Origin of the sequence: Metallosphaera sp. D4-4 (assembly GCF_046245145.1) — an archaeon.
Classification (GTDB): Archaea; Thermoproteota; Thermoprotei_A; order Sulfolobales; family Sulfolobaceae; genus Metallosphaera; species Metallosphaera sedula.
In genome coordinates, this window is the sequence record NZ_CP176412.1 from 1,056,513 (window position 1) to 1,077,148 (window position 20,636).

General features: G+C 48.5%; 21 protein-coding genes. 17 read left to right on the forward strand and 4 right to left on the reverse strand.

Features of this window, described 5'->3' with window-relative positions:
* Positions 1-330 precede the first annotated feature (330 nt).
* From ACI49J_RS05765 to ACI49J_RS05795, 7 genes are read left to right on the forward strand one after another with little or no spacing between them, the layout of a single operon-like run.
* Positions 331-1,215, forward strand: coding sequence for a fumarate hydratase (locus ACI49J_RS05765; protein WP_240255627.1), 885 nt, complete (start codon positions 331-333; stop codon positions 1,213-1,215).
* Between the two features lies 1 nt (position 1,216).
* Positions 1,217-1,792 carry a FumA C-terminus/TtdB family hydratase beta subunit gene (locus ACI49J_RS05770; RefSeq protein ID WP_240255625.1) on the forward strand — a complete coding sequence of 192 codons (576 nt, stop codon included), beginning with the start codon at positions 1,217-1,219 and terminating at the stop codon, positions 1,790-1,792.
* 1 nt (position 1,793) lies between these two features.
* Positions 1,794-3,515 carry an FAD-binding protein gene (locus ACI49J_RS05775; RefSeq protein ID WP_240255622.1) on the forward strand — a complete coding sequence of 574 codons (1,722 nt, stop codon included), beginning with the start codon at positions 1,794-1,796 and terminating at the stop codon, positions 3,513-3,515.
* Position 3,516: 1 nt separating this feature from the next.
* Positions 3,517-3,918 carry a succinate dehydrogenase gene (locus ACI49J_RS05780; protein ID WP_240255620.1) on the forward strand — a complete coding sequence of 134 codons (402 nt, stop codon included), beginning with the start codon at positions 3,517-3,519 and terminating at the stop codon, positions 3,916-3,918.
* Complete coding sequence (locus ACI49J_RS05785) at positions 3,915-4,238, forward strand: succinate dehydrogenase (protein ID WP_240255619.1); 324 nt, start codon at positions 3,915-3,917, stop codon at positions 4,236-4,238. The genes ACI49J_RS05780 and ACI49J_RS05785 overlap by 4 nt, the downstream gene beginning before the upstream one ends.
* A 4-nt stretch (positions 4,239-4,242) precedes the next feature.
* A complete protein-coding gene (locus ACI49J_RS05790; RefSeq protein ID WP_240255617.1) occupies positions 4,243-4,935 on the forward strand; it encodes a succinate dehydrogenase/fumarate reductase iron-sulfur subunit in 693 nt (230 codons plus the stop codon).
* 54 nt (positions 4,936-4,989) lie between these two features.
* Positions 4,990-6,459 carry a thiamine pyrophosphate-binding protein gene (locus ACI49J_RS05795; RefSeq protein ID WP_240255615.1) on the forward strand — a complete coding sequence of 490 codons (1,470 nt, stop codon included), beginning with the start codon at positions 4,990-4,992 and terminating at the stop codon, positions 6,457-6,459.
* A 342-nt stretch (positions 6,460-6,801) separates the two neighbouring features.
* On the opposite strand, the gene ACI49J_RS05800 is transcribed toward ACI49J_RS05795, so the two are convergent.
* The gene (locus tag ACI49J_RS05800) at positions 6,802-7,968 is read right to left on the reverse strand and encodes an AAA family ATPase (protein ID WP_240255613.1); all 1,167 of its coding nucleotides are present in this window, start codon (positions 7,966-7,968) and stop codon (positions 6,802-6,804) included.
* A 267-nt stretch (positions 7,969-8,235) separates the two neighbouring features.
* Between ACI49J_RS05800 and ACI49J_RS05805 the strand changes: the two genes are divergently transcribed.
* From ACI49J_RS05805 to ACI49J_RS05820, 4 genes are all read left to right on the forward strand, one after another.
* Entirely contained in the window at positions 8,236-8,889 is a 654-nt protein-coding gene (locus ACI49J_RS05805; protein ID WP_240255611.1) for an IS6 family transposase, read from the forward strand.
* A 176-nt stretch (positions 8,890-9,065) separates the two neighbouring features.
* Positions 9,066-9,995: a hypothetical protein gene (locus ACI49J_RS05810; protein WP_240255609.1), complete on the forward strand. Its 930-nt coding sequence runs from the start codon at positions 9,066-9,068 to the stop codon at positions 9,993-9,995.
* Positions 9,996-10,341: 346 nt separating this feature from the next.
* On the forward strand, positions 10,342-10,881 hold the full coding sequence (locus tag ACI49J_RS05815; RefSeq protein WP_240255607.1) for an ADP-ribose-binding protein: 540 nt from the start codon (positions 10,342-10,344) through the stop codon (positions 10,879-10,881).
* Positions 10,882-11,000: 119 nt separating this feature from the next.
* Entirely contained in the window at positions 11,001-11,477 is a 477-nt protein-coding gene (locus ACI49J_RS05820) for a hypothetical protein (protein ID WP_240255605.1), read from the forward strand.
* A 198-nt stretch (positions 11,478-11,675) separates the two neighbouring features.
* Here ACI49J_RS05820 and ACI49J_RS05825 read toward each other — a convergent pair whose 3' ends face one another.
* Positions 11,676-12,755, reverse strand: coding sequence for an ATP-binding protein (locus ACI49J_RS05825; RefSeq protein ID WP_240255603.1), 1,080 nt, complete (start codon positions 12,753-12,755; stop codon positions 11,676-11,678).
* 316 nt (positions 12,756-13,071) lie between these two features.
* Positions 13,072-13,233, reverse strand: coding sequence for a hypothetical protein (locus ACI49J_RS05830; protein ID WP_240255601.1), 162 nt, complete (start codon positions 13,231-13,233; stop codon positions 13,072-13,074).
* A gap of 488 nt (positions 13,234-13,721) precedes the next feature.
* On the opposite strand from ACI49J_RS05830, the gene ACI49J_RS05835 reads away from it, so the two are divergent.
* The 4 genes from ACI49J_RS05835 to ACI49J_RS05850 all read left to right on the forward strand — a co-directional run bounded on the left by ACI49J_RS05835 (position 13,722) and on the right by ACI49J_RS05850 (position 17,341).
* Positions 13,722-14,144, forward strand: a complete 423-nt coding sequence (locus ACI49J_RS05835) for a hypothetical protein (protein ID WP_240255599.1) — start codon at positions 13,722-13,724, stop codon at positions 14,142-14,144.
* Positions 14,145-14,462, forward strand: a complete 318-nt coding sequence (locus tag ACI49J_RS05840) for a hypothetical protein (protein ID WP_240255597.1) — start codon at positions 14,145-14,147, stop codon at positions 14,460-14,462. It abuts the gene before it with no gap.
* Positions 14,463-14,683: 221 nt separating this feature from the next.
* Positions 14,684-15,694, forward strand: a complete 1,011-nt coding sequence (locus ACI49J_RS05845) for a DNA double-strand break repair nuclease NurA (protein ID WP_240255595.1) — start codon at positions 14,684-14,686, stop codon at positions 15,692-15,694.
* Positions 15,695-15,775: 81 nt separating this feature from the next.
* Complete coding sequence (locus ACI49J_RS05850) at positions 15,776-17,341, forward strand: ATP-binding protein (RefSeq protein ID WP_240255593.1); 1,566 nt, start codon at positions 15,776-15,778, stop codon at positions 17,339-17,341.
* Between the two features lie 88 nt (positions 17,342-17,429).
* Here the strand turns inward: ACI49J_RS05850 and ACI49J_RS05855 are convergent, their stop codons facing one another.
* The gene (locus ACI49J_RS05855; protein ID WP_240255591.1) at positions 17,430-18,185 is read right to left on the reverse strand and encodes a sulfite exporter TauE/SafE family protein; all 756 of its coding nucleotides are present in this window, start codon (positions 18,183-18,185) and stop codon (positions 17,430-17,432) included.
* Between the two features lie 114 nt (positions 18,186-18,299).
* Here ACI49J_RS05855 and cobB point away from each other — a divergent pair, with 114 nt between their 5' ends.
* Positions 18,300-19,037 carry an NAD-dependent protein deacetylase gene (gene cobB / locus ACI49J_RS05860; protein WP_240255589.1) on the forward strand — a complete coding sequence of 246 codons (738 nt, stop codon included), beginning with the start codon at positions 18,300-18,302 and terminating at the stop codon, positions 19,035-19,037.
* Between the two features lie 124 nt (positions 19,038-19,161).
* On the forward strand, positions 19,162-20,613 hold the full coding sequence (locus ACI49J_RS05865; RefSeq protein ID WP_240255587.1) for an MFS transporter: 1,452 nt from the start codon (positions 19,162-19,164) through the stop codon (positions 20,611-20,613).
* The last annotated feature ends 23 nt before the right edge of the window (positions 20,614-20,636 follow it).

Here is a 20,636-nt window from a genome sequence, read left to right on the forward strand (position 1 = left end):
GTCGTTGACAATATGATATATGAACGTGACTACGTGTGATAGACGAAGAATTAGGAGAGAACCTTAGCCTAGAGTTATAGGTTTATGGCGAACTATAGGTCCTGGGCTAACATAGATAAAGTATATCATAGTCATAACCTAAACGCGAACTTAAGCATTCAGCTGTAATCGCATAACAAAGTGTTAGGTTATTGAGCAGATGATTTCAGACCATGATCTCAAGATAATAAACCCTAATGTCTTCGAAAGGATAGAAACTTACCGAATAATCATTATATACTAATTGGTATACAGAAAGGTATATATATCATGCTCATCTTACTATAGTTAATGACTTCGGATACTTTCTATAGCCTTGTAGAGGAGGTATCAGAAACTCTTTACTATAAGGCCCTTACAGTCATTCCAAAGGACGTGGTTGAAAGAATAGGAAAGGCCTACGAGATGGAACAAAGTGAGCTGGGAAGGCGAGTGTTGGACACGATAATGAAGAACATAGAGGTAGCCACCAAAAGGAACCTACTTGTATGTCAAGATACGGGAACGCCAGTGTACTCCGTAGAGCTGGGAGATTTCGAGATCTCCCTTCCCAAACTTAGGGATAGTATTGCGCGGGGCGTGAGGAAAGCTACGCTGAAGTATCACTTGAGACCCAACATGGTACATCCCATAACTAGGGAAAACACGGGTGATAACACGGGGAGAAGTTCACCAATAATACACTTTGAAATTAACGAAGAACTAAAGGATAAAATAAGAATAACCGCCCTACCGAAGGGCTCAGGCTCTGAGAACATGTCATCCCTGAAAATGCTTAGGCCTGCGGACGGTATCTTGGGGGCGAAGAAGTTCGTGTTAGAGACCATAGCGAACGCTGGAGGGAAGGGATGCCCTCCTTACATAGTAGGGGTGGGAATTGGAGGAGATTTCGAGTCGGTATCTCACTTAGCTAAGAGGGCAGTTATGCGCCCTGTTGGATCCAGGAGCCCGGACCCTGAGGGAGCTAAACTTGAGGAGGAGCTCTTCTACTTGGTGAATGGGTTGGGCGTGGGTCCCATGGGTGTTGGAGGAAAGTTCACGGCCATAGGGGTTCACGTTGAAATTGGGGAAACGCACATAAGTAGCTTGCCCGTTGCCGTGAACGTCCAGTGTTGGAGGGGAGAAAGGGCCACGGCTGAGGTAACCCTCGACATGAAGGTTAACATGGGTGATTGAGATGAGGAAATTGAAAACTCCACTCAAGGAGGACGTGGTCCAATCTTTACGTCTTGGAGAAGAGGTATACCTCTCAGGGAAAATTTACATCATGAGAGACGCTACCCTCAGGAGAATCTTCGAGCAGGGAGTTGCTCCACCTGTAAACTTGAAAGACCAGGTTGTATTCTTTGGGGCACCAAGCTTCACAAAGGACTCCAACGGGTACACAATCCTCTCAGTTGGGGTAACCACTTCCCAGCGCATGGAAAAGTATATTCCTCGCCTCCTCAATGAGCTTGGGGTGAAGGGTATTGTAGGGAAGGGAGAGCTGAGCGAGAGGATGAACCCAGAGTTTTCAAGGACCAAGTCGGTGTACCTCCTTTTCGTGGGAGGCGCCGCTGCGCTAGCTACCTCGTCCATACAGAGGGTTGACAAGGTTTGGTGGGAGGACCTCAGGGGAGAGGCACTCTTCGAGGTTGAGGTAAACTCCTTAGGACCTGCTTTTGTGGCCATAGACGCTCAGGGAGGTAACCTTCTAATGGAGAATAGGGAGAAAGTGCTGAGGAATTTGAACGCCCTTCTAAAGGAGGAGTGAAATGGACGCTGAAGTAATTACCACGGACCTCATCGTGCTGGGGAGCGGACTTGCTGGCCTGAGGTCAGCGATAGAGTTCGATAAGCTTTCAGGGGGGAAATACGAGGTTTCTGTTCTGTCCAAGGTTCAGGTAATGAGGTCTCATTCTGTGGCTCCCGAGGGGGGAGCAGCTGCGGTCATGCAGGTTGGAGACTCCTTTGAGCAACACGCATACGACACAGTTAAGGGGTCAGATTTCCTGGCAGATCAGGACGCCGTTGAGCAGTTTGTTGTGGATGCTCCCCAGGAAATCCTTCAGCTTGAGCATTGGGGGATGCCCTGGGCTAGGGACTCGGAGGGAAACCTGCTGGCAAGGGCCTTTGGGGCCCACGAAGTTCCGAGAACGTATTTCGCCTACGATAGAACCGGATTTTTCCTCATGAAAACCCTTTACGATAGGGCCCTGGGCGGGAACAACATAAAGTTCTACCACGAGTATTTCGCCACTGCCATAATTCACGATGGTTCCAGGTTCAGGGGCCTCCTCGCCATGGATAGGGCAACGGGAAATTTCTACCTGTTCAAGGGCAAGGCCTTGATCATGGCCACCGGCGGGATTGGGAGGATATATAAATACGTGACCTACTCCCACACGGTAACAGGTGACGGACTTGCCATAGCCTATAGGGCGGGGATACCCCTCAAGGACATGGAATTCATTCAATGGTTGCCCACTACCATGGTTCCATACGGTATTCCGGCGACTGAGGCATTAAGGGGACATGGGGCTCTCCTCCTTAACTCTGAGGGGGAGAGGTTCATGAAGAAGTATGCCCCGAGGAAGATGGAGCTTGCGGCCAGGGATGTAGTAACTAGGGCAATTCTTACGGAGATCAAGGAGGGTAAGGGCGTTGAGGGTCCCAGGGGTATGAGGGCAGTTCTCCTCGATACTAGGCCAGTGGGAGAGGAGAGGCTCAAAACCATCTACAAGACCTTCAGGGAGAACGCAATCCAGTTCCTAGGTAAGGATCCCCTAGAAGAGCCCATCCCAGTCCTCCCTGCGGCGCATTACTCCATGGGAGGAATTCACGTTCAGGGAACTGAACTCTCGACTCCACTAAAGGGAGTGTTCGCAGCAGGGGAAGTGGCCAACGTAAGCCTTCATGGGGCAAATAGGCTGGGCTCTAACTCCTTACCGGCCTGTCTAGTCATGGGGAGATGGGCTGGGAGAAGTGCCTTTAACTATATCTCGAAACTTGAAAATGACGTCCTTGAGGACTTGAACGATAAGGTGAAGGTTGAACTGGACAGATCCTACTCTCTCATAAAGAAGGAGAACGGATCCATAACTGCGTACGAGGTGAGGAACAAACTGCAGGAGGTAATGGAGGATGGGGTGGGAGTGTTCAGGAACGAGGAGGGACTTCTGGACGCCATAAAGAGAATAAAGGGTCTAAAGGAGGCTTACACCGGGGTCTACGTTAGGGATAGGGCATTCGAGTATAACCTTGAATGGATACATGCTCACGAAGTCATGAATTTGCTGGATATGGCTGAGGTAATAGCGGTATCGGCCCTGAACAGGAGGGAGTCAAGGGGTGCCCACTTCAGACAGGACTTCCCTTCAAGGGACGATCAGGGTTTCCTGAAGCATACCTTGTCAACCTACAGGAGTGACGGACCGGTAATATCCTACATTCCGGTAGCAATCACCAAGTGGAAACCAACAGAGAGGGTGTATTAACGTGAGGGAGTGGTTCAGGATACTGGGCTGGAACAAGGAGAGAACCCTCATGGCTCTCCACAGGATAACAGGCTGGGGATTGACGCTATTCATTGTGGGCCACATCGTCTTCGTTCATGAGGTGAGATATGGCTCGTACGTATGGAATTCCCTACTTGCCATTGATGAGAGCGTCCTCGGAAAGGTCCTCTTAGTCGTGATAATGATGGCACTAATATTCCACGCATTGAATGGAATTAGGATAATGTTGATAGAGTCGGGCCATCTCCTAACTAAACCTAAGGAACAGGAGTATCCCTATACCACGTGGCTCACGGGAAAAAGGCACCAGATCTATGTCATGATAATGGGAGTGTTAGGGATAGTGCTTACCATAGTCGCAGGAGTGGTGATCTTCTCATGAGGGAGTCCACAATTAGGATGTTGACCTACGGGACGGGAATTCTGGTGTTGGCACTCGTGACGGTGCATCTCCTTATCCTCTCGCCTGGAGGATTGAGCCGAAACGTCTCCTATGGCGTGGTGGTCAGGGAACTTGAGAACGTGGGATACTCCACTGCGCTTGTGCTACTCCTGTTTTTTACCCTTGTCCACTCAGGCTTAGGATTAAGGAGAGCTCTCATCGATTCAGGCAATGGAGGCAGAGTGAAGGCAATCATGGGGGTGATCGTCGTGATTTTTACCATTGTACTTGCCCTCGGCATATTAACGGTGATCGGGTGATATCATGAAGGTAATGGTAAAGGACGGCAAAACCTTGAATGTGAAAACCTTTGACGTTAAGGAAGAGGAGATAGATGATTATACCACGGTGCTCGAGTTACTCCTGAAGCTTAGGGAGGAAAGAGATCCTAGCCTAGTCCTCCGCTATTCCTGTAGGATGGCACTGTGTGGTTCTTGCGGAATGGTGATCAATGGTAAACCAAGGCTAGCTTGCCTAACTAAGGTGAAAAGCCTCGGGGAGAAAATGATGGTTGAACCACTTAGAAACCTAGCAACCATAAGAGGTCTAGTCCCCGACCTTATCCCGTTCTTCCAGAAGTACAGGTCTGTAACTCCCCATCTAATTGGAGATGAGGAGCAGGAGAGGCCCACAAGGGCATATACCCAGACTGACGATCAGGTTAAGAGATACCTACAGTTCAACTACTGCATACAATGCGGTCTGTGTTACTCTGCCTGTCCCATCGTTGCGACCAACGAGAAGTTCCCGGGACCTGCTGCAATAAACGTGGCCTACCGCTACTCTGCGGACTCAAGGGACAGGAATCCCCAGAGAATTCTAAAGCTAGACACGCCAGAAGGAGTATGGTCATGTAGAGTTGCAGGTTCGTGTTCCTTCGTTTGTCCCAAGGGTGTTGATCCCTCCCTCGCCATACAACTTGTTAAATCGTCCCTTCTTAGAGGTGGTAAACCGTGAGTATTTTCGAGGTCCTATTTTTCATGACAAAAACATCCTGTTTAAGGTGATAAAATGAATGTAGCGGAATCAATATTCAAAACCCTGTCAAGTTCTACCACAAATATGTACGGGAATCCAGGAACCACGGAGATTTCCTTTCTTAAGTATCTACCGAGTGAATTTCGATATTTCCTAGCCCTCCACGATGGCCCAGCCATAGGCATGGCCAGCGGTTACTCTCTTATGACAGGTAAGGTAGGGGTAACCAACACGCATGCAGCTCCTGGGTTAATGAATTCCTTGGGTTACGTTTATTCGGCAAGGCTTGACAGAACTCCCCTTCTCATCACCGTGGGGCAACAGTCCTCTACCCAGTTGTTGGATGAGCCCATACTTTCCGTAGATCTAAGGATCATTCCGTACGCAAAGGACGTGATAGAGGTGAGAAGGAAGGAGGAAGTAAGCAAGGCTTTGATCAGGGGAATCAAAACAGCTGTCTCTCTTCCGCCCGGGCCAGTTATCCTCGGGCTACCATACGACATCATGGAGGAGGAGATAGGGAATACGGAAAGTTACATCTCTGGAAGAGTTGAATGGAACTGTCCCTGCAATCTCCTAGACGTAGAGATGGTAGCCGAGGAGATCAACGCAGTCAATAAAGTTGCAGTAGTTGCAGGATACGAATTGGACATAGTGGATGCCCACGAAGAAGTTGTGGAATTAGCCAGGAAGGTGGGTTCACCTATCTTCACAGAACCCCACTTCTCTCGGTCCCCAGGTTCAAAGATCGACGTTATATTACCAAGGAGTGCCAGTGGGATAAACAGGATTCTTGGTCAATACGATCTAGTCCTCCTCCTCGGAGGTACCCTTCACAACGTGTTGTACATGGACCAAGAGTTCAGGTTCAACATACTTCAGATTACCATGGACCCGGAGGAGAAATCCAAGAGGCTTTGGAGAACTGTCCTCTGTAATCCAAAGGACTTCCTGAGACACCTTCTTCCTAAGGTAAGGGAAAAAGTCGGTTCTCACGATCTCAAGCCGAATAACAGAAATAAGGTCACAGAGCTAATGGAGTACCTAGTTTCAAAGCTAAACGGACACGCCATATTCGAAGAGACTCCGTCCCATAAGGAGGTGGTTAAGAAAGTAATTGGGACTAGGAAACATCTCTTCTTCTCCAATAGATCTGGATTCCTGGGTTGGGCTCTGCCTGCATCGCTGGGTTACGTTACCGCCGGAGGGAAGGCCGTTACTCTCATGGGCGATGGAAGTTTCCACTTTTCTCCCCAGACACTTTGGACCGCATCCTACTATGACCTAGAAATGAGAATAATGATACTTAACAATCATGGGTATGAGTCGTTGAGGGGGAGAGCTGATTATCAAGCTAACTTCTTCAATCCAAGGACACAGCCCCTAAAAGTCGCTGAGGCTTATGGATTTGAGACGTTCGAGACTGACCATTTAGCAGATGGTGTGGATTGGCTAATGGAAAAGGGAGGGAAGAGGAGAGTTGTGGAGATCACACTGAAATGACTTCCTAGCGTGCCATGGAGGGACTGAACACGTACTGCTAGATCTCCAAAGCTTGGTCTATCCACGGCGAATTCGGTGAGTAGACCTTGATTTAATCGTGAAGCTTAGATCTCGGCCCTTCTATGCGCGGGTCAGAAGGGAAGTAGGCGTTACCCTGCTTCTCAACCAGGACGAGTCTTGAGACGGCTTTGACGACTACCCAATTTAGGGACCAGTCAAGGTTGTATTGACGTTGAAACACATAGAGTACAGAGTACGTAGTGGACACATAGTCTAAGGAAATTCACGGCTTTGGAATGCCTCTTGTAATGCCTTCATCCACAACGAGGGTGAGGCGCTGGACTACTCCCTTCTCTTCGCAACTAACTCCCTGGAAATCTCAAGAAGCTCCTTGGGACCTATGGAGACGTCACCCATCTCTGGGGGCCTCTCTCTCAAGCTTATTAGTCCCACCTTCTCCGCAACCCTACTCATCCTCTTCACTGCTTCCCTGGCCTCTGACTCACTTATCTCGCCCATTTTGACCTCAAAGGCAATCAACCTTCTCCTTCCCTTCATCACAATGATATCAATGTCTTCCCTAGGGGAATAAACGAAATCTCCGCCGTAGTACTCACTGATCATCTCACCCACTGAGAACTGAACCTCAAGGCCAATGGGCAACTCTGGGATTTTGACGTCTCTCTCACTGACTAGATATTTTGACTCAGCGTAGAACGCCAACGAGATCACTGGGGAGACATGCCTGTAATACAGTTCTTTCCCCAGGGTTCTGATCTTCCTCACTAGGCCCATCTTACTTAACCGGTTCATCAGGGAGGAAACGGTGGCCTCTCCTCCCTTAACCTGGAGGATACCCGCTAGGTCCGAGGTTTTCCAGACTCCCTCAGCCACCTTCAAGAGGGACTGATAGTACAGCTCGGTCAGGCTTCTCTCCTCCTCCTTAAATATCTCGCCGACCAACCCCTTGGAGATGAGGGAGAACTCCCTTATCCTATCCAGGAATTCCCCATAGGAGTTCACGAAGGGGATAACCCACGGATCCCTGAAGAGAGTTGAGAGAACTGGGTCCCCGACCTGAGATAGGACCTCCTCATACCTGAGGATGGGAATCTCCCTTGGGGTCACGAGGCCGAGAAGTGGGGAATTCCTGTCAAAGACCTTGTTGAGAACCCCGTAACTCGAGCCGGCTAGGACTAGCCCTCCTGTCCTGTCGAGAGTGGAGATGTCCGCGTAGAACCTCTCTGGTAATCTCTGAAACTCGTCAATGACCACCCTACCACCCCTTCTCACCTCTGAGCGAATTTCCCTCAACAGCTCTGGGATTCCTATCCTCTCACCGTCCTCGAGTAGACCCTCAGACTCGTTGGCTATTGTGACGAAATAATCGTATTTGGCACAGTTCTTGATCAGCGTCGTCTTCCCAGTTTTCCTTCTCCCGAAAAGCAATATCCAGTAATCTACCCGCTTGAGCTCTTCGCACTCCTTTCTCTGTAGTACTAGTCTCATGAGACTAGTCTTGTGAGACTGGATCATAAAACTATTCCTCACAGATCAAGCGATTGAACGTATCTAGCTATGAACCTCTCACGTGTTTGGCATGGGTTGGACGGTTGACAATGCCTGGAGGAAGAATATTTACTTTCCCTGACATCTTTGACGAGTTAGATGGAGATGACACTCAAAACCTGACTTTAACCGAGTGTGTCCAACAATATCGCTAAATTAGACAAAATAATATTTAAGGGTCAGGACGGGCCTATCATGTGAACCACCGTGAAGAGGACCATACCTCTTCCCGTCCTGACCCAAGTAATGATTTACCTTCTTGAACTTAATAACCTTAAGCCCCGGTTCTGGTCGCTTAGGGAGTTGGCGGAAGCGTTGGCCAGTTATTTCCTTGGACTATCCCTCAGGAGATTCAGGGTCCCGAGGAGCACGGTTCACTATTATTGGAGAAGAGCGACGAGGACGACGCTCGACCTCCCCTTGACCGGGGAGTACGCGGTTGACGAGACGAAGGTACTCACTGTGAAGGGAGCTATGTATTACCTGTGGGTCGTGAGGGATATCAACACGGGGGTCATCCCGTTCTTCATGGTCACCGAGGCCAGATCGGGCCTAGACGTAATAATCCTAGTGAAGCGAGTGAGGCAGGTGGAGTTAAGGACGAGAGGAGAGTTCCTGAGGGCAAAGTACATACATGACGGCCTCCCCGCGTACAACTTCCTCTCGATAGCGGGGGTCGACCACGAACACGTCACCTTTGGGATTAGGAACAGGGTTGAGCAGGTTTTCAGGACTGCGAAGCACAGGCTCTCTGGGATGGACTTCCACTTCCCGTGGAACGCAAGCAAGAGGAGTTTAGAGTCATGGTTCTCGGCCTTCTTCACGGTCTACAATCTATTGGAAATTTGGAGGGAGAAATAAATTGTTGGACACACACCTTTAACCTGGAGTTACCAAAATCTTCTCCATCCTGGAAGACCCGTGAGGAGTGACGAGTCCACCTTCACGCGGGGAAAGACCGCGAGAATAGACTACTACACCCCAACCCTTCATGTCCTCGAGGTCAGGTTTATATCTTCTCAAGGTTAAAATAAATCATGTCCCAATGGACGGATGACGACGAAAGGAGGATGTTGCTGTTAATCGTGTATTTGTTTGGAAAACACAAGGAAATGACTAAGGCAATATCCCTGAGCAGACGCGTCATGGAGGACCTAGATGAAGTCCTTGAGAGGGTAACCAAGACGCTCGATCAGATTGAGAAGGTGGCGGGGATTAACGGGTATTACATGGATGAGATAGGGAGGGCAATAGAGGACCTACGCGAGTTACCGGGAAACGTGACAAGGGAGTTCCGCGACGAGGTGAGAAACCTTCTCCTTGACATGGCTAACATCAAGTTAAAGGCCAATGAGCTGTGGGACAAGTTCAAGAGGCTTAGGGAGATGAGTAGAACCTTGTCTGCGGAAACTGGGAAACTTAGGGACAAGTCCGTGCAGGTTGTGGAGGAGGCCAGTCTTCTGAATCAAGAGTACAAGGAGGTTATCAGGGTTGTGGAGATGATGGAGAAGGATACTTCCTCAATTGATCCAGAGTTGGAGATTAGAAGACTAGAGGATCTGAAATCTAGGCTGACTCCGGTTGTTCAGGACCTGATGGACACTGTTGAAGGCTTGGTGAAAATAATGGTGAGATATAACGAGCTTGGGGACAGGCTCAACGAGTTACTCCTCGAAGTGAACACCCTACGTTCATTACTGGAGGGAGTAGTGAGGAGGTTTAACCTTGGGAAGCCGATCTCTGCCTCAGGTGAGCCTGAGGTAATTGTGAACGGCGACGTTATTCTTGTGGTGATGGAGCTCAGTGACGCGAGGGAGGATGAGGTGAACGCTAGAGTTGAGCGAGATGAGCTCGTGATAGAGGTGAGGGGAAAGGAGATTAGGGTGAACTTGCCTGGGGTAGCGGAAATGGTCTCAAAGAGGGTAGTTAATGATACGCTCACGATCAAGCTCAAGAAGGTGAGATGAGATCGCTAATCAAGAAGTTTTCGGACTATAATCTCATTTGTGACGTCTACTTTAGGTAAGTTGTAGCAAGCTGCAATAAATGTTCTCATTTCGTCGGATAAGGTTTAGGTCGTAGAAGGAGCTACGATGAACGAGAGCCTGATGTAGACCCTCAATTTATCAGGGAGCAAGGCCTTTAGGTGAGTCTTCTTTAGCACGCACTGGTAGTTTTCCAACTGACATGTTATGAACGTGAAACTGGTCAGATGCAATCACGACGTATAATCCGAGAAGATGATACGTACTTCCTTATCCGAGAAATGTGTGTCAACATGAACAATTTAAGAGAGTACTCAAAGATCAATCCATGAAAACCTTCAACCTTGGATTTGAGGTTCACCTGATGAAGGGAGACATCACGAGGATCGAGGCAGATGCCATTGTAAACGCTGCAAACTCGTACCTCTCCCATGGAGGTGGAGTAGCGTGGGCCATTGTTAGGAGGGGTGGAGAGACCATTCAAAGGGAAAGTGACCAATACGTCAGGGAACACGGTCCTGTCCCCGTTGGAGAGGTTGCGGTCACTGGTGCAGGATCCCTGCGGGCGAAATACGTGATTCACGCTGTTGGTCCCAGGTATGGCTTGGAGGGAGAGGACAAGTTGTACTCTGCCATCAGGAGATCTCTGGAGAAGGCTGAAGAGCTTGGACTGAGGAGTCTAGCTCTCCCAGCCATATCCACGGGCATTTACGGTTACCCCATGGAGGTGTGCGCAAGGGTTATGGCCAGCGTTCTTAGATCTTACAGCCCCAAAACCCTCGAGAAGGTGATTGTGGTACTTTACGACGACGTGGCCTACTCAACGTTTGAGAGGGTCTTCACGAGGGAACTAAAGGGATCTAGCTAGACTGCCTTACAGAGGGCAACTCAAGAAAGGTGGCTACACATTTATTAGTGAAATACGCGGACCACCCTACTAAAGGGCAACCAAGAACCTTTATATTCACCCTTTACCATCTTCAGGTAATGGCGATCATAGTAAGAAAGGTCCATAAAAGGGATGACGGTTCAACTGTCTGGATAAGAATCGGAGACTCCTCCCCGATAATAAAGGAGGGTTCTGTAATAGATGGCGGTTTCTTCATCAGGATCGGCGACGATTCTGGCGATAAAATGATAAGGTTATCAGATCAGGAAGCCCTCGACATTGCCTACAGGATAATAGAGGCCTACAGGAGACATGTGAGAACCTTCGCCAAGCTTGACGAGCTCTCATACGAACAATACAAGAGGACCAAGAGGTCAGAGGACGAGGAAGAGGAGTTAACGCCCGAACTCATGGAGAGGGAGATCATCAATTTCCTGAGGGAGATAGGAGGGGAAAGCACTCTCGAAGAGATAAGGAGTGCCCTGGGCGAGGAATACGCAGCCTACGTTCGCGGACCCATGAAGGATAAGAAGGTCAAGATAGAGGGAGGAAAGGTGAAACTGCTCAAGGAGTAGTAGTGACATAACGTGGAAATGATTATATATCCATCTCAGGGACGAGTTTCGGGCGTAACCATCTCAACTGAAATGAAATATCCGCTCACTAACGTTAAATTTAATTTCGTTAGGAAAAGTATGGTCCGACTGGGACTATGTGGTAACGTGGCAGTTAACATCATACGATGTTCCACGCATTAGGTCTAACCACATCTCCTAAAACTCCCGCATGACCGCGTACCTGACAATTGGATCGGTGAGCCTGTAACCCTCATTGTCCTTCTCAAGGAATCCAGTCTTGATCAAGACCTTTAGGTCCCTGGATAGGACGGTGTTACTAACCCTTTTACCTGAGGAGGCCATCACGTAATCCTTAATGTTCTTCCATCTCGCCTTTCCCAGTGTGGCCACGCATCTCATTATGGGGAGGAAGTAGGGGCTCCTCACGAAGAGCTCCTGTAACTCTGCTCTTATCATCCTAGAACCTAGCTCCTTCACCTCCTCGATCGCATCCTCACCCCTCTCTAGATACAGCTTTCCAAAATAGACCAACCAGCCCACTATTCCATCTAGCTCATCCACGGCCCTTTCAACTAACTTGTCCTCAACCCTCACCTTCAACTCCTCGAACCCTCTCCGCAGGAACTCTCTGGACTTATCCCTATCGAATGGCTTAAGCTCGACAGTCGCGTAATATCTCCCGTATAGTTCTGAGCCTGGATCCTCAACTCCCAAAAAATCGTGGAGTAGACCCACTTCGCTTCCCGTCAGGACTAGGTTGATCCCCTTCATGTGATCGTAAACGTGGGCCAGAAGGGGTCTCAGCCCCACAGTTGAGAACCTCAGGTACTGGGCCTCATCAAACACTATTGGAATCGTCCCCTCCCTGAGACCTATCTCATTCATGATCGAGAGCACCTTACTCAGCTCCCTGGTCACCTCGCCTAACCTCAGGTTAAGGCTCACAGGCCACTCTAGGCTCAAGTTCAGCCTGGTTAGGAGATCCTTAATTCTCTCTTTCCTGCTCATCCTGTTAAGCGACGAGTAGAGTTCCTCAACCAGTTTCTGTGCGTAAACCTTCCTGGAGTTAGGGTCGTAGATTTTCCTGACATCTAGGAACACGTAGTTCCTCTTCAGGGAATTGAGTGCCGACAGAACTAGGCTCGATTTGCCTACCCTCCTAATTCCAGTGATGACAATCATTCTTTCGGTGAGGCTATCCTTCAATTTCCTCAACTCATCCTCCCTGTCAAAGAGATCGTCGAGGGAGTCCTTGGGTTGAGTATCGAAGAGCAAGTTACACCCCTGTAACTAGGTTACACCCCTGTAACTTTAAATCTAGTGGAATTGCGAAAGTCTCTGAGTAACTATTCTCCCACAACCACTCTTGAAATAGAGAATCGATTAAATCAAAAACCGGTTTGTGTAATTTCTCGAGGTTAACATTGAAACTGAGTAATACCCACGAATATCCCCCTAGGAAAAGGATATACATCAGGGATTGGAGGAAGTATGAAACCTTGTAACCAGTACGAGGTGCTCCAACGTGTTCGAGCATTAGTACGAACTTCTTGAGGAATACAGAACGGAGAGGACCAGGCCGTAAGGGGCGTCAGTCATCCTCAACAAGCTCCTTGCCTCCCTTTACGTGTTCATGTATAGGGAGATGCCGGGGATGCTTCACAAGATATGCATATCTGTCTGCCTCGATTACATATCTGAGGTTAAGGAAGCTAAATTTCGAGGCAAGGACGAGATTTGGCTTGTGATTCACGGGAATAAGCAGGCGAATGCATTAAAGTAAGTGCGGGGAAACTGTTGAAGGTCGTCAAGTTGTCATTAAGTCCTTTCGTCAAGGTTGAGAACTTTCGGCTAATTCCGTGACAGGGCTGTCAAGGACGCTAGGATGTTGGACACTCACGAAGTTTCACGACACCTAGACTCAAACACGATTTAGCCCCTGAGTTCATGATTCCGCTGAAGACTAAAGCTGATAGGGCGAACCCGCGTAAGGGGGTAAGATATCTTGAGGATAGAGAGTAACGTGACTAGAGCGAGGGTTTAGAGCAGGAGGCGTAGAGTCAATATCGTATCTGTTAAGAGGATTTAGATGGGACAGGGACAAGGAACGTCCTCCATGGTGACTATTCTCCAGGGGTTCTGACTCTACCACGACAAGAGACGGTTAATTTCCCAGTGAGGTCCGCGCGAACCGCGTGATGTGAAGTGATTTTGCGAATCATATCATCTAGATGAAATTTTATGGGACAGGCATATAATCTATCTAATGGTAAATTCAGATATAGATACACTATTTGGCTATTAAGAAAAGTTTATAAATGTGAAATAGAATCATTTATTATGCCATTAGAAGATTTCTTAACTCCTGGAGAGCAAATTCAATTTAGGAATCCAGATATTTCATATGGAAATAGTGTATATGAGTTGATCGTCACTAATAAACGACTCATACTATATGCTAGGAGAGGATTAATCTTCAAGAAAGACGAAATGATATCAATAATGATGACTGAAATAAGAAATATTCAGTATAAGGAAGAAGGTATAATTTCAAAAAAAGGTATACTAATCATAGATACTGATAATAGGAGACTAACCTTCTATGGTTCACCTCAAGGTATTAAGGTAGCTTACCATAACATTATGCAGTTCTGGGGAAAATAATTGAGTCAAGATTACTATCTAGCTTCTGTCTTGGATGATATCAAGAACGAGCTTAGAAGTGATGTGAGGTACGAAATTTTACCTCTTGATATTCAAGCGAGAGTCATGAAAGCCGTTTATATTCTGAAGAGATTACACTCCATGAAGAGTTTGATCATTGCAACTGAAAAAAAGAGGAAAAGCTTATTAACATTTAACAAGGCTGCTATAACTAAAGAGGAACAGGATTATAAATTTGAATATGAGAAATTAGAAAAAGAATACTTAGAATTAATCGAGTCGATTTCTAAAGATATTAAGTCTAGGTATAACCTGTAGGTTTTAATGTACTCGTTAAGATAAAAGTTTACCATTTGGGTAAGGTCCACGCGGTTCGTGTGGCTTGACATAACTTTTGTGAATTAGATTATCTAGGCTAAAATTTTGTAAAGCAAATATATAATCTATTAAGAGTAAATTCTAATGACACACTCACTAAAGAGGAATTGAGGAAAACCTGAATCTTTAATAATATCATGTGCAAATTCACACCGATAATCTTGGAGGTTCACGAGGTTATTAGGGATCTTATGACGACTCTCTCAAGGTTGTCGAAGGAGAAAGTCTTTCTCGGAGTATCCCTTCAGGAATTCGAGGACTCGTGGCCTGTAGAGGTTGAGGGTCCCCTCGAGAAATGTGATCCCCTCCCCTCTTTCTCCTACCTGGATACCTCCTCGAGATACATGACTGTGAGGGGAGCCAACATATACCTTGCCTCACTTTACGCGAATATTGAGGGCGAGCACATGACCGTTCCGCTCAATGCCTCGCTCCCCTTCCTAGCAATAAAGGGATCTAGGGACGTCGTGGAGATGATAGAGACCTCTCCACTCTCCAAGGTGGTGAGAACCAGAAACGTGAACGACATTCCCTATGATCCTGGGTACAAGGACGATAATATCCTTGACGAGCTGAGGATTTACCTGGAGAATAGGGCCATTGAGAGGGCCAGGATAGCCGTAGTTGACGGACCAGTCTTCCCTGGGCCCTACCTACCTATGGTGGGAGAGCCCTACAGGTCAGCGTACGAGAGGCTCATCCAGGGGAGGAGAAAGGATCAACTGGTGGGGGTTGTAAAGAGGCTCTCCACCTCAAGGAAGTTATCGAGAGTGAAGGATCTCTGGAAAGGTGACGTAACTCCCACAGACGACGTGCTTACCTTGGAACTGGGGAAAGGTAAGATCACCTACGTTACTCCAGTCCTGAGGGAGGAATTCCAGCTCTCGAATTCCTCGCTTCAGCGTTACATGGTTTACGTGAAGGTCAGGGACTCAGTCTTTAGGGTTGAGAGCCCCTCGAAGGACCTCCTTTGTCAAGGAGTTGCAACTTCACTGGTCCACGCATCGTATAGGGGATTACCAACTTTCATTGAGGTCGCAGATAGGTTATCGAGGAAGTTGAGCGCATCAACTTTCATCCTCTCCTTCATATACGCAAAGGGGCAAGTTGAGGTGACCTACGACGACTGGAACAGGTTTCAACAGGCCAACCTTGATCTGGAGATGGGATAGGGGAGACGGGAGGCCCAAGTTACCTGTTACAAACTGAACTACTTCCTGATAATTTAAAAAGGGAAAATCTCCTTTAATTCCATGAGCCTTGAGGACGCCAAGAGTCGTGCGAGTAAGTACGGGGAAGTTGTGGGTCTCATTAGCAGGGTGACCCCAATCTCCCACGGAAAGGACAATAACCAAATTAGGGCTGAGATCCCCTACGAGGTCTACCTCAAGAGAAAGTTCCTCATAGGGAGTTACGTGGGGATATCTATACCCGTGTCAGGGACTCTCATGTTGGGAAGGATCACCTCGGTCGAGAGGGCAGACATCCTTGCAATCTCCAGGATCCCAGCTCTCTCCCCTGTCGAGGACGTGTCCGCTATTACCACCCCTCTCTCCCTGACCATAGAGCTCCTGTCAGAGAAGGTGGAGAGTGAAGTAGTTCCACCCAGCTCTCCTGTGGACCCGCAGAGTCCTATCTTCGTTCCAAGCCAGGAGTTCATAAAGGAGATGTTGGGGTTACCGCAGGACGGAATACCCATAGGGAAGATCGTCGAGGGTTACAGGATCCTTGACGTACCTGTCAACCTCACCGAGGAGGCGTTGAGGCATCACGTCCTCGTAGTGGGGACCACGGGTGCGGGGAAAACAAACCTTCTTCGCCTCCTGATCACCAGGAGCAGGATCCCGGTCCTAGGCTTCGACATTCAGGGAGATTATGTGAAGACCATGGCGAAGATTGGGGGAACCGTCCTCGTTCCTGTGACGAGGGAAATGGGGAAGGTAACTGAATTCGTTTCGCTCTTCTTGAAGAGGAGCAACCTGCAGGACTTCAGGATATCCCAGGTTGACGGCCAAAGAATCACGTTGACCAATGGTGAGAAAACCTTTCACGTGGAGCTCTTGGGTTTCAGGCTGAGGGAGACCTATAAGGAGATTCCAGATGTGTCGCCCCTCTTCTCTGGACAGGGAGCCTATTTCTTCAAGCTGATCACAGAGCACTGTCTAACGGAAATTGACAATTGGATTGGGGAATGCGAGGAACTCTTTTCTGAGTTTCATGTTCATAAGACCACAGAGGACAACATAAGGAGGTCAGTTATCATGCTGAAGGAGACTGGCATCCTGGACATACCCCTGGAAAAGGGGTTCCTTGGGGAGCCCAACTACGAGGACCTAGTAAGAAGGAAGGCTATAGTGGACTTGAGATGGGTAATGGAGAAAGGAGTTTCCACCGCAACCACCACGGCCTTCCTCATTGTGGATAGATTGTTCAGACTGATAGACGCGAAATACAAGAATGAGGGGGTTGAGACTCCTTACCTCCTCGTATTCGATGAGGCTCACGAGTACTTCCCGCAGTCAAGAAGGGATGAAGAGAAGGAGGGGCTCGAGAGACTCATCAACAGAATACTTAGGCTGGGGAGGGTAAGGGGAATGGGCACGGTGTTGGCTACCCACAGGCCGACGGACCTGAACGACCTCATCCTTACACTCACGAACACTAAGATCGCCATGAGGGCTGACGAGGACGCCCTTGAGAAGATAGGGATGGAGGAGTACGCGAACATACTGCAGGCCTCACCACCTGGGTACGCAGTTATGAGAACCTTCTCCCTGAAGGTCCAGGACCTAGTATTCAGGACGGATAAGTACGGGTGAGGGAGTCTTGGCTTGCCTCATACCTGGACTCACTCTATTGCTAAACGTTCTCCTTAACTCCCTCACCGTGACTTAACTCGAAGAGGCGCTACACCATCTTGAGCACTTCGCTCACCGAGGTTATGACGAAGACGCTACCTAGAAAGAGGTAAATGTGACACGACCTCATCCCGTTAGCCAACCTAGCGAAGAAGTAGCCTGAGACTAGGGCAGTCACTCCTATTACGATGGAGGCCAACCCATCAATCCTTCCCGCAATTGCGTAAGATACTCCCCCACTTACTGCCGACAGTAACATGGCCAGCGTAGCGGTTCCAATCATCCTTCTCACGTCCATTGAGAAAAGCATCATCATCACGGCTATGAACATGATACCACCGCTAGCTCCCAAGGTTCCCGTAACTATACCTATGACCACGCTCAGAATTGGCGCTAAAACGTAACTCCAGGTCCCGAGGTTTCTCGTCCTTATTTTCAGGGAGGGATTCCTAGACCTTCGGAAGGAAACGTAAGCCATCACGGCAGTGAACACGGTGAAGGCTCCCTCCAGAAGTTTATCCGGAGTGATGAAGGCGAGCCTTGATCCTAGCTGAGCGCCCAAGATGGCCCCAATACCCATGATCAGGGATGTCTTGAGGTCCACGTTTCCGTGACGGAAATAGACGAAGATTACAGACAACGTCGTGATTATGTCAACCCAAAGACTTGAACCCACGGAGTCCACGAAGCTGAGACCTAGGTAGGATAGGGCTGGAACCACAATGAGGACACCGCTCGACCCAGTTATCCCTGTCAAGGCTCCGACAGCGATCCCCACAAGCAGGAGAATTATTATCGAATCCATGTGAGACTTACCAAACCAGATAGTTAATATCATTACCCCAACCCTTGAAGGCTGTCAGCTTTCCTCGACCTAAGGCTCACTCAAAATTTTAACTAGGATCTAGAAAAGTAAATCATGGATCTTGCTGAACTGCTCCTAACCTCAACTCACGGAATTGCCTTCACCGGGGCTGGAATTAGTACTGCCTCAGGGATCCCGGACTTCAGGGGTCCTCAGGGACTCTGGAAGAAATATCCTCAGGAGTTATCCTCTGCGTCTTACCTCAGGAGAGACCCCAAGGGGTTCTGGGAGTTTTATGCCTTCAGGCTCAAGGCCATGGACTCTGTGGCCCCTAACCCTGCCCATTACGCGCTCGCAGAGCTTGAGAGGATGGGCCTGATCAAGTACGTGATCACGCAGAACATAGATGGTCTTCATCAGGACGCGGGCTCAAGGAACGTAATAGAGCTCCACGGTACCTCAAGGAGGTTCTACTGTGAGGATTGCGGGATGAACTTTGAAAGGAAAGAGGTCCTAGGAAAGGTTCAGGATGGGGAACTCCCGCCACGTTGTAGATGCGGAGGGGTAATCAGACCTGGAGTGGTTCTCTTCGATGAACCAGTTCACTTGATTCACGAGGCCTTAAGGATTGCACAGGAGTCCGACCTTGTCCTGGTAGTGGGATCCTCGCTGACAGTTTACCCAGCAAACCTCGTCCCCCAGATCGTGAAGCAAAATGGAGGGGTGCTCGTGATCATTAACATGGAGGAGACTCCTCTTGACGAATTTGCGGACCTAGTAATAAGGGAAAGAGCAGAGGAGGTCCTGCCGAGAACGATGAAGAAGATTAAGGAACTCGTCGGAAATGGTTAGGATCATGAACCTGACAGGACCTAGAGATCCTTGAGCTTGGAAAACCCTTGACGGTAAGGAGTTTAAGCCCTGATTAAAAAGATATATCGAAAAGTTTAATTCGTGTTAAATGCAATATCATGTCATGAATCCCAAGGGAGTTATGAGAACTCTTCTCTCCCTAACCCTCATGTTAATGCTTGTGAACTACGTGGAGACCATGGTGATTCCAGCACTGCCTAAGATAGAGGACCAATTCTCCACAACCGCGACCACCGTGGCGTGGGTAACCTCGGCATACCTCATTGTGGGGGCGGTCGCGTCTCCGATTTTCGGTAAACTGGGCGACAGATACGGGAAAAAGAAGGTTTACCTGATCTCAATCGGGTTCTACTCGCTTGCGGTTCTCATGGCAGGTTTCTCTCCAAACATTTACTTCCTGATCTTCTCAAGGGGAGTTCAGGGAATAGGATATTCCACATTTCCCTTGGCTATTGCTATCATTACTGACCTGTTCCCCAAGGAAAGGGTGGCATGGGCACAGGGCATACTTAGCGCAACCTTGGCTGCCGGTCCCGCTCTGGGTCTCCTTGTGGGATCTTATATAGTTCAGGACTTGGGGTGGCCGTACGCCTTTCATACGGCTTTCATCCTCTCCGTGATTTTGCTAGGCATCTCAGCCAAGTTCATCGTGGAGATCCCTGAGAAGACTAGGGAAAAGATTGACTACCTTGGTGCTACCTTCCTCATGCTTACAGTAGTGCCACTCTTAGTTTATCTTTCCAATGGGCCCAACGTGGGGTGGACCACCTTGAGCCAGATAGCCCTCATCGTAGTGTCTGTGATCGCGTTCCCTATCTTCTTGATCGTGGAGAGAAGAACCCCAGAGCCCTTGATGAGGCTTGACCTCTTTAGGGTAAGAAACCTTATGGTGGCGAACGTGGCTGGCCTCATCTCTGGTACGGGAATGTTCCTGATGTTCACGGGATTAGTTTACTACCTTCAGCTACCCAAACCCTACGGACTGGGTTTAACGATTATCGAGTCGGGTCTCCTCATGGCACCCGTTGCTCTGGTCATGATGACCTTGGGGCCTATCGTGGGTAGAGCTATAAACGTGATTGGGCCGAAACCTCTGCTCATAGTGGGATCATTGGTCAGCATGTTGGGCTACTTCCTACTGGACACCTTCAGGTATAGCGAGTACGAGGTTCTATTTGACGTGATAGTGACAGCTGCAGGATTGGTTAACCTGATTATCCCCCTAGTTAACATGGTCGCCATAGCTTTACCTGAGGAGCAAAGGGGAATAGGGATCGGAATGAACACCTTGATAAGGACCATAGGAAGCTCAATTGGTCCGGTGATATCAACAGTGTTCATGGACACTTACGTCACGTGGTTGCTATATGACGTTAATGGACAGTTCATTCCCGTGGCACAGGTACCTGACTACTCGGCCTTCCACTACATGTACATGGTAGCAATTGCCCTTATGTTCCTGAGTTTGATAGCCTCATTGTTCACGAAAAACTATGTTATAAAGGCCAGACAGGAGGTGAAAAGGGAAGTAGTTGAGGCCAAACATCCTGGATGAAAAGAAGTTAAAGACGAAAAATC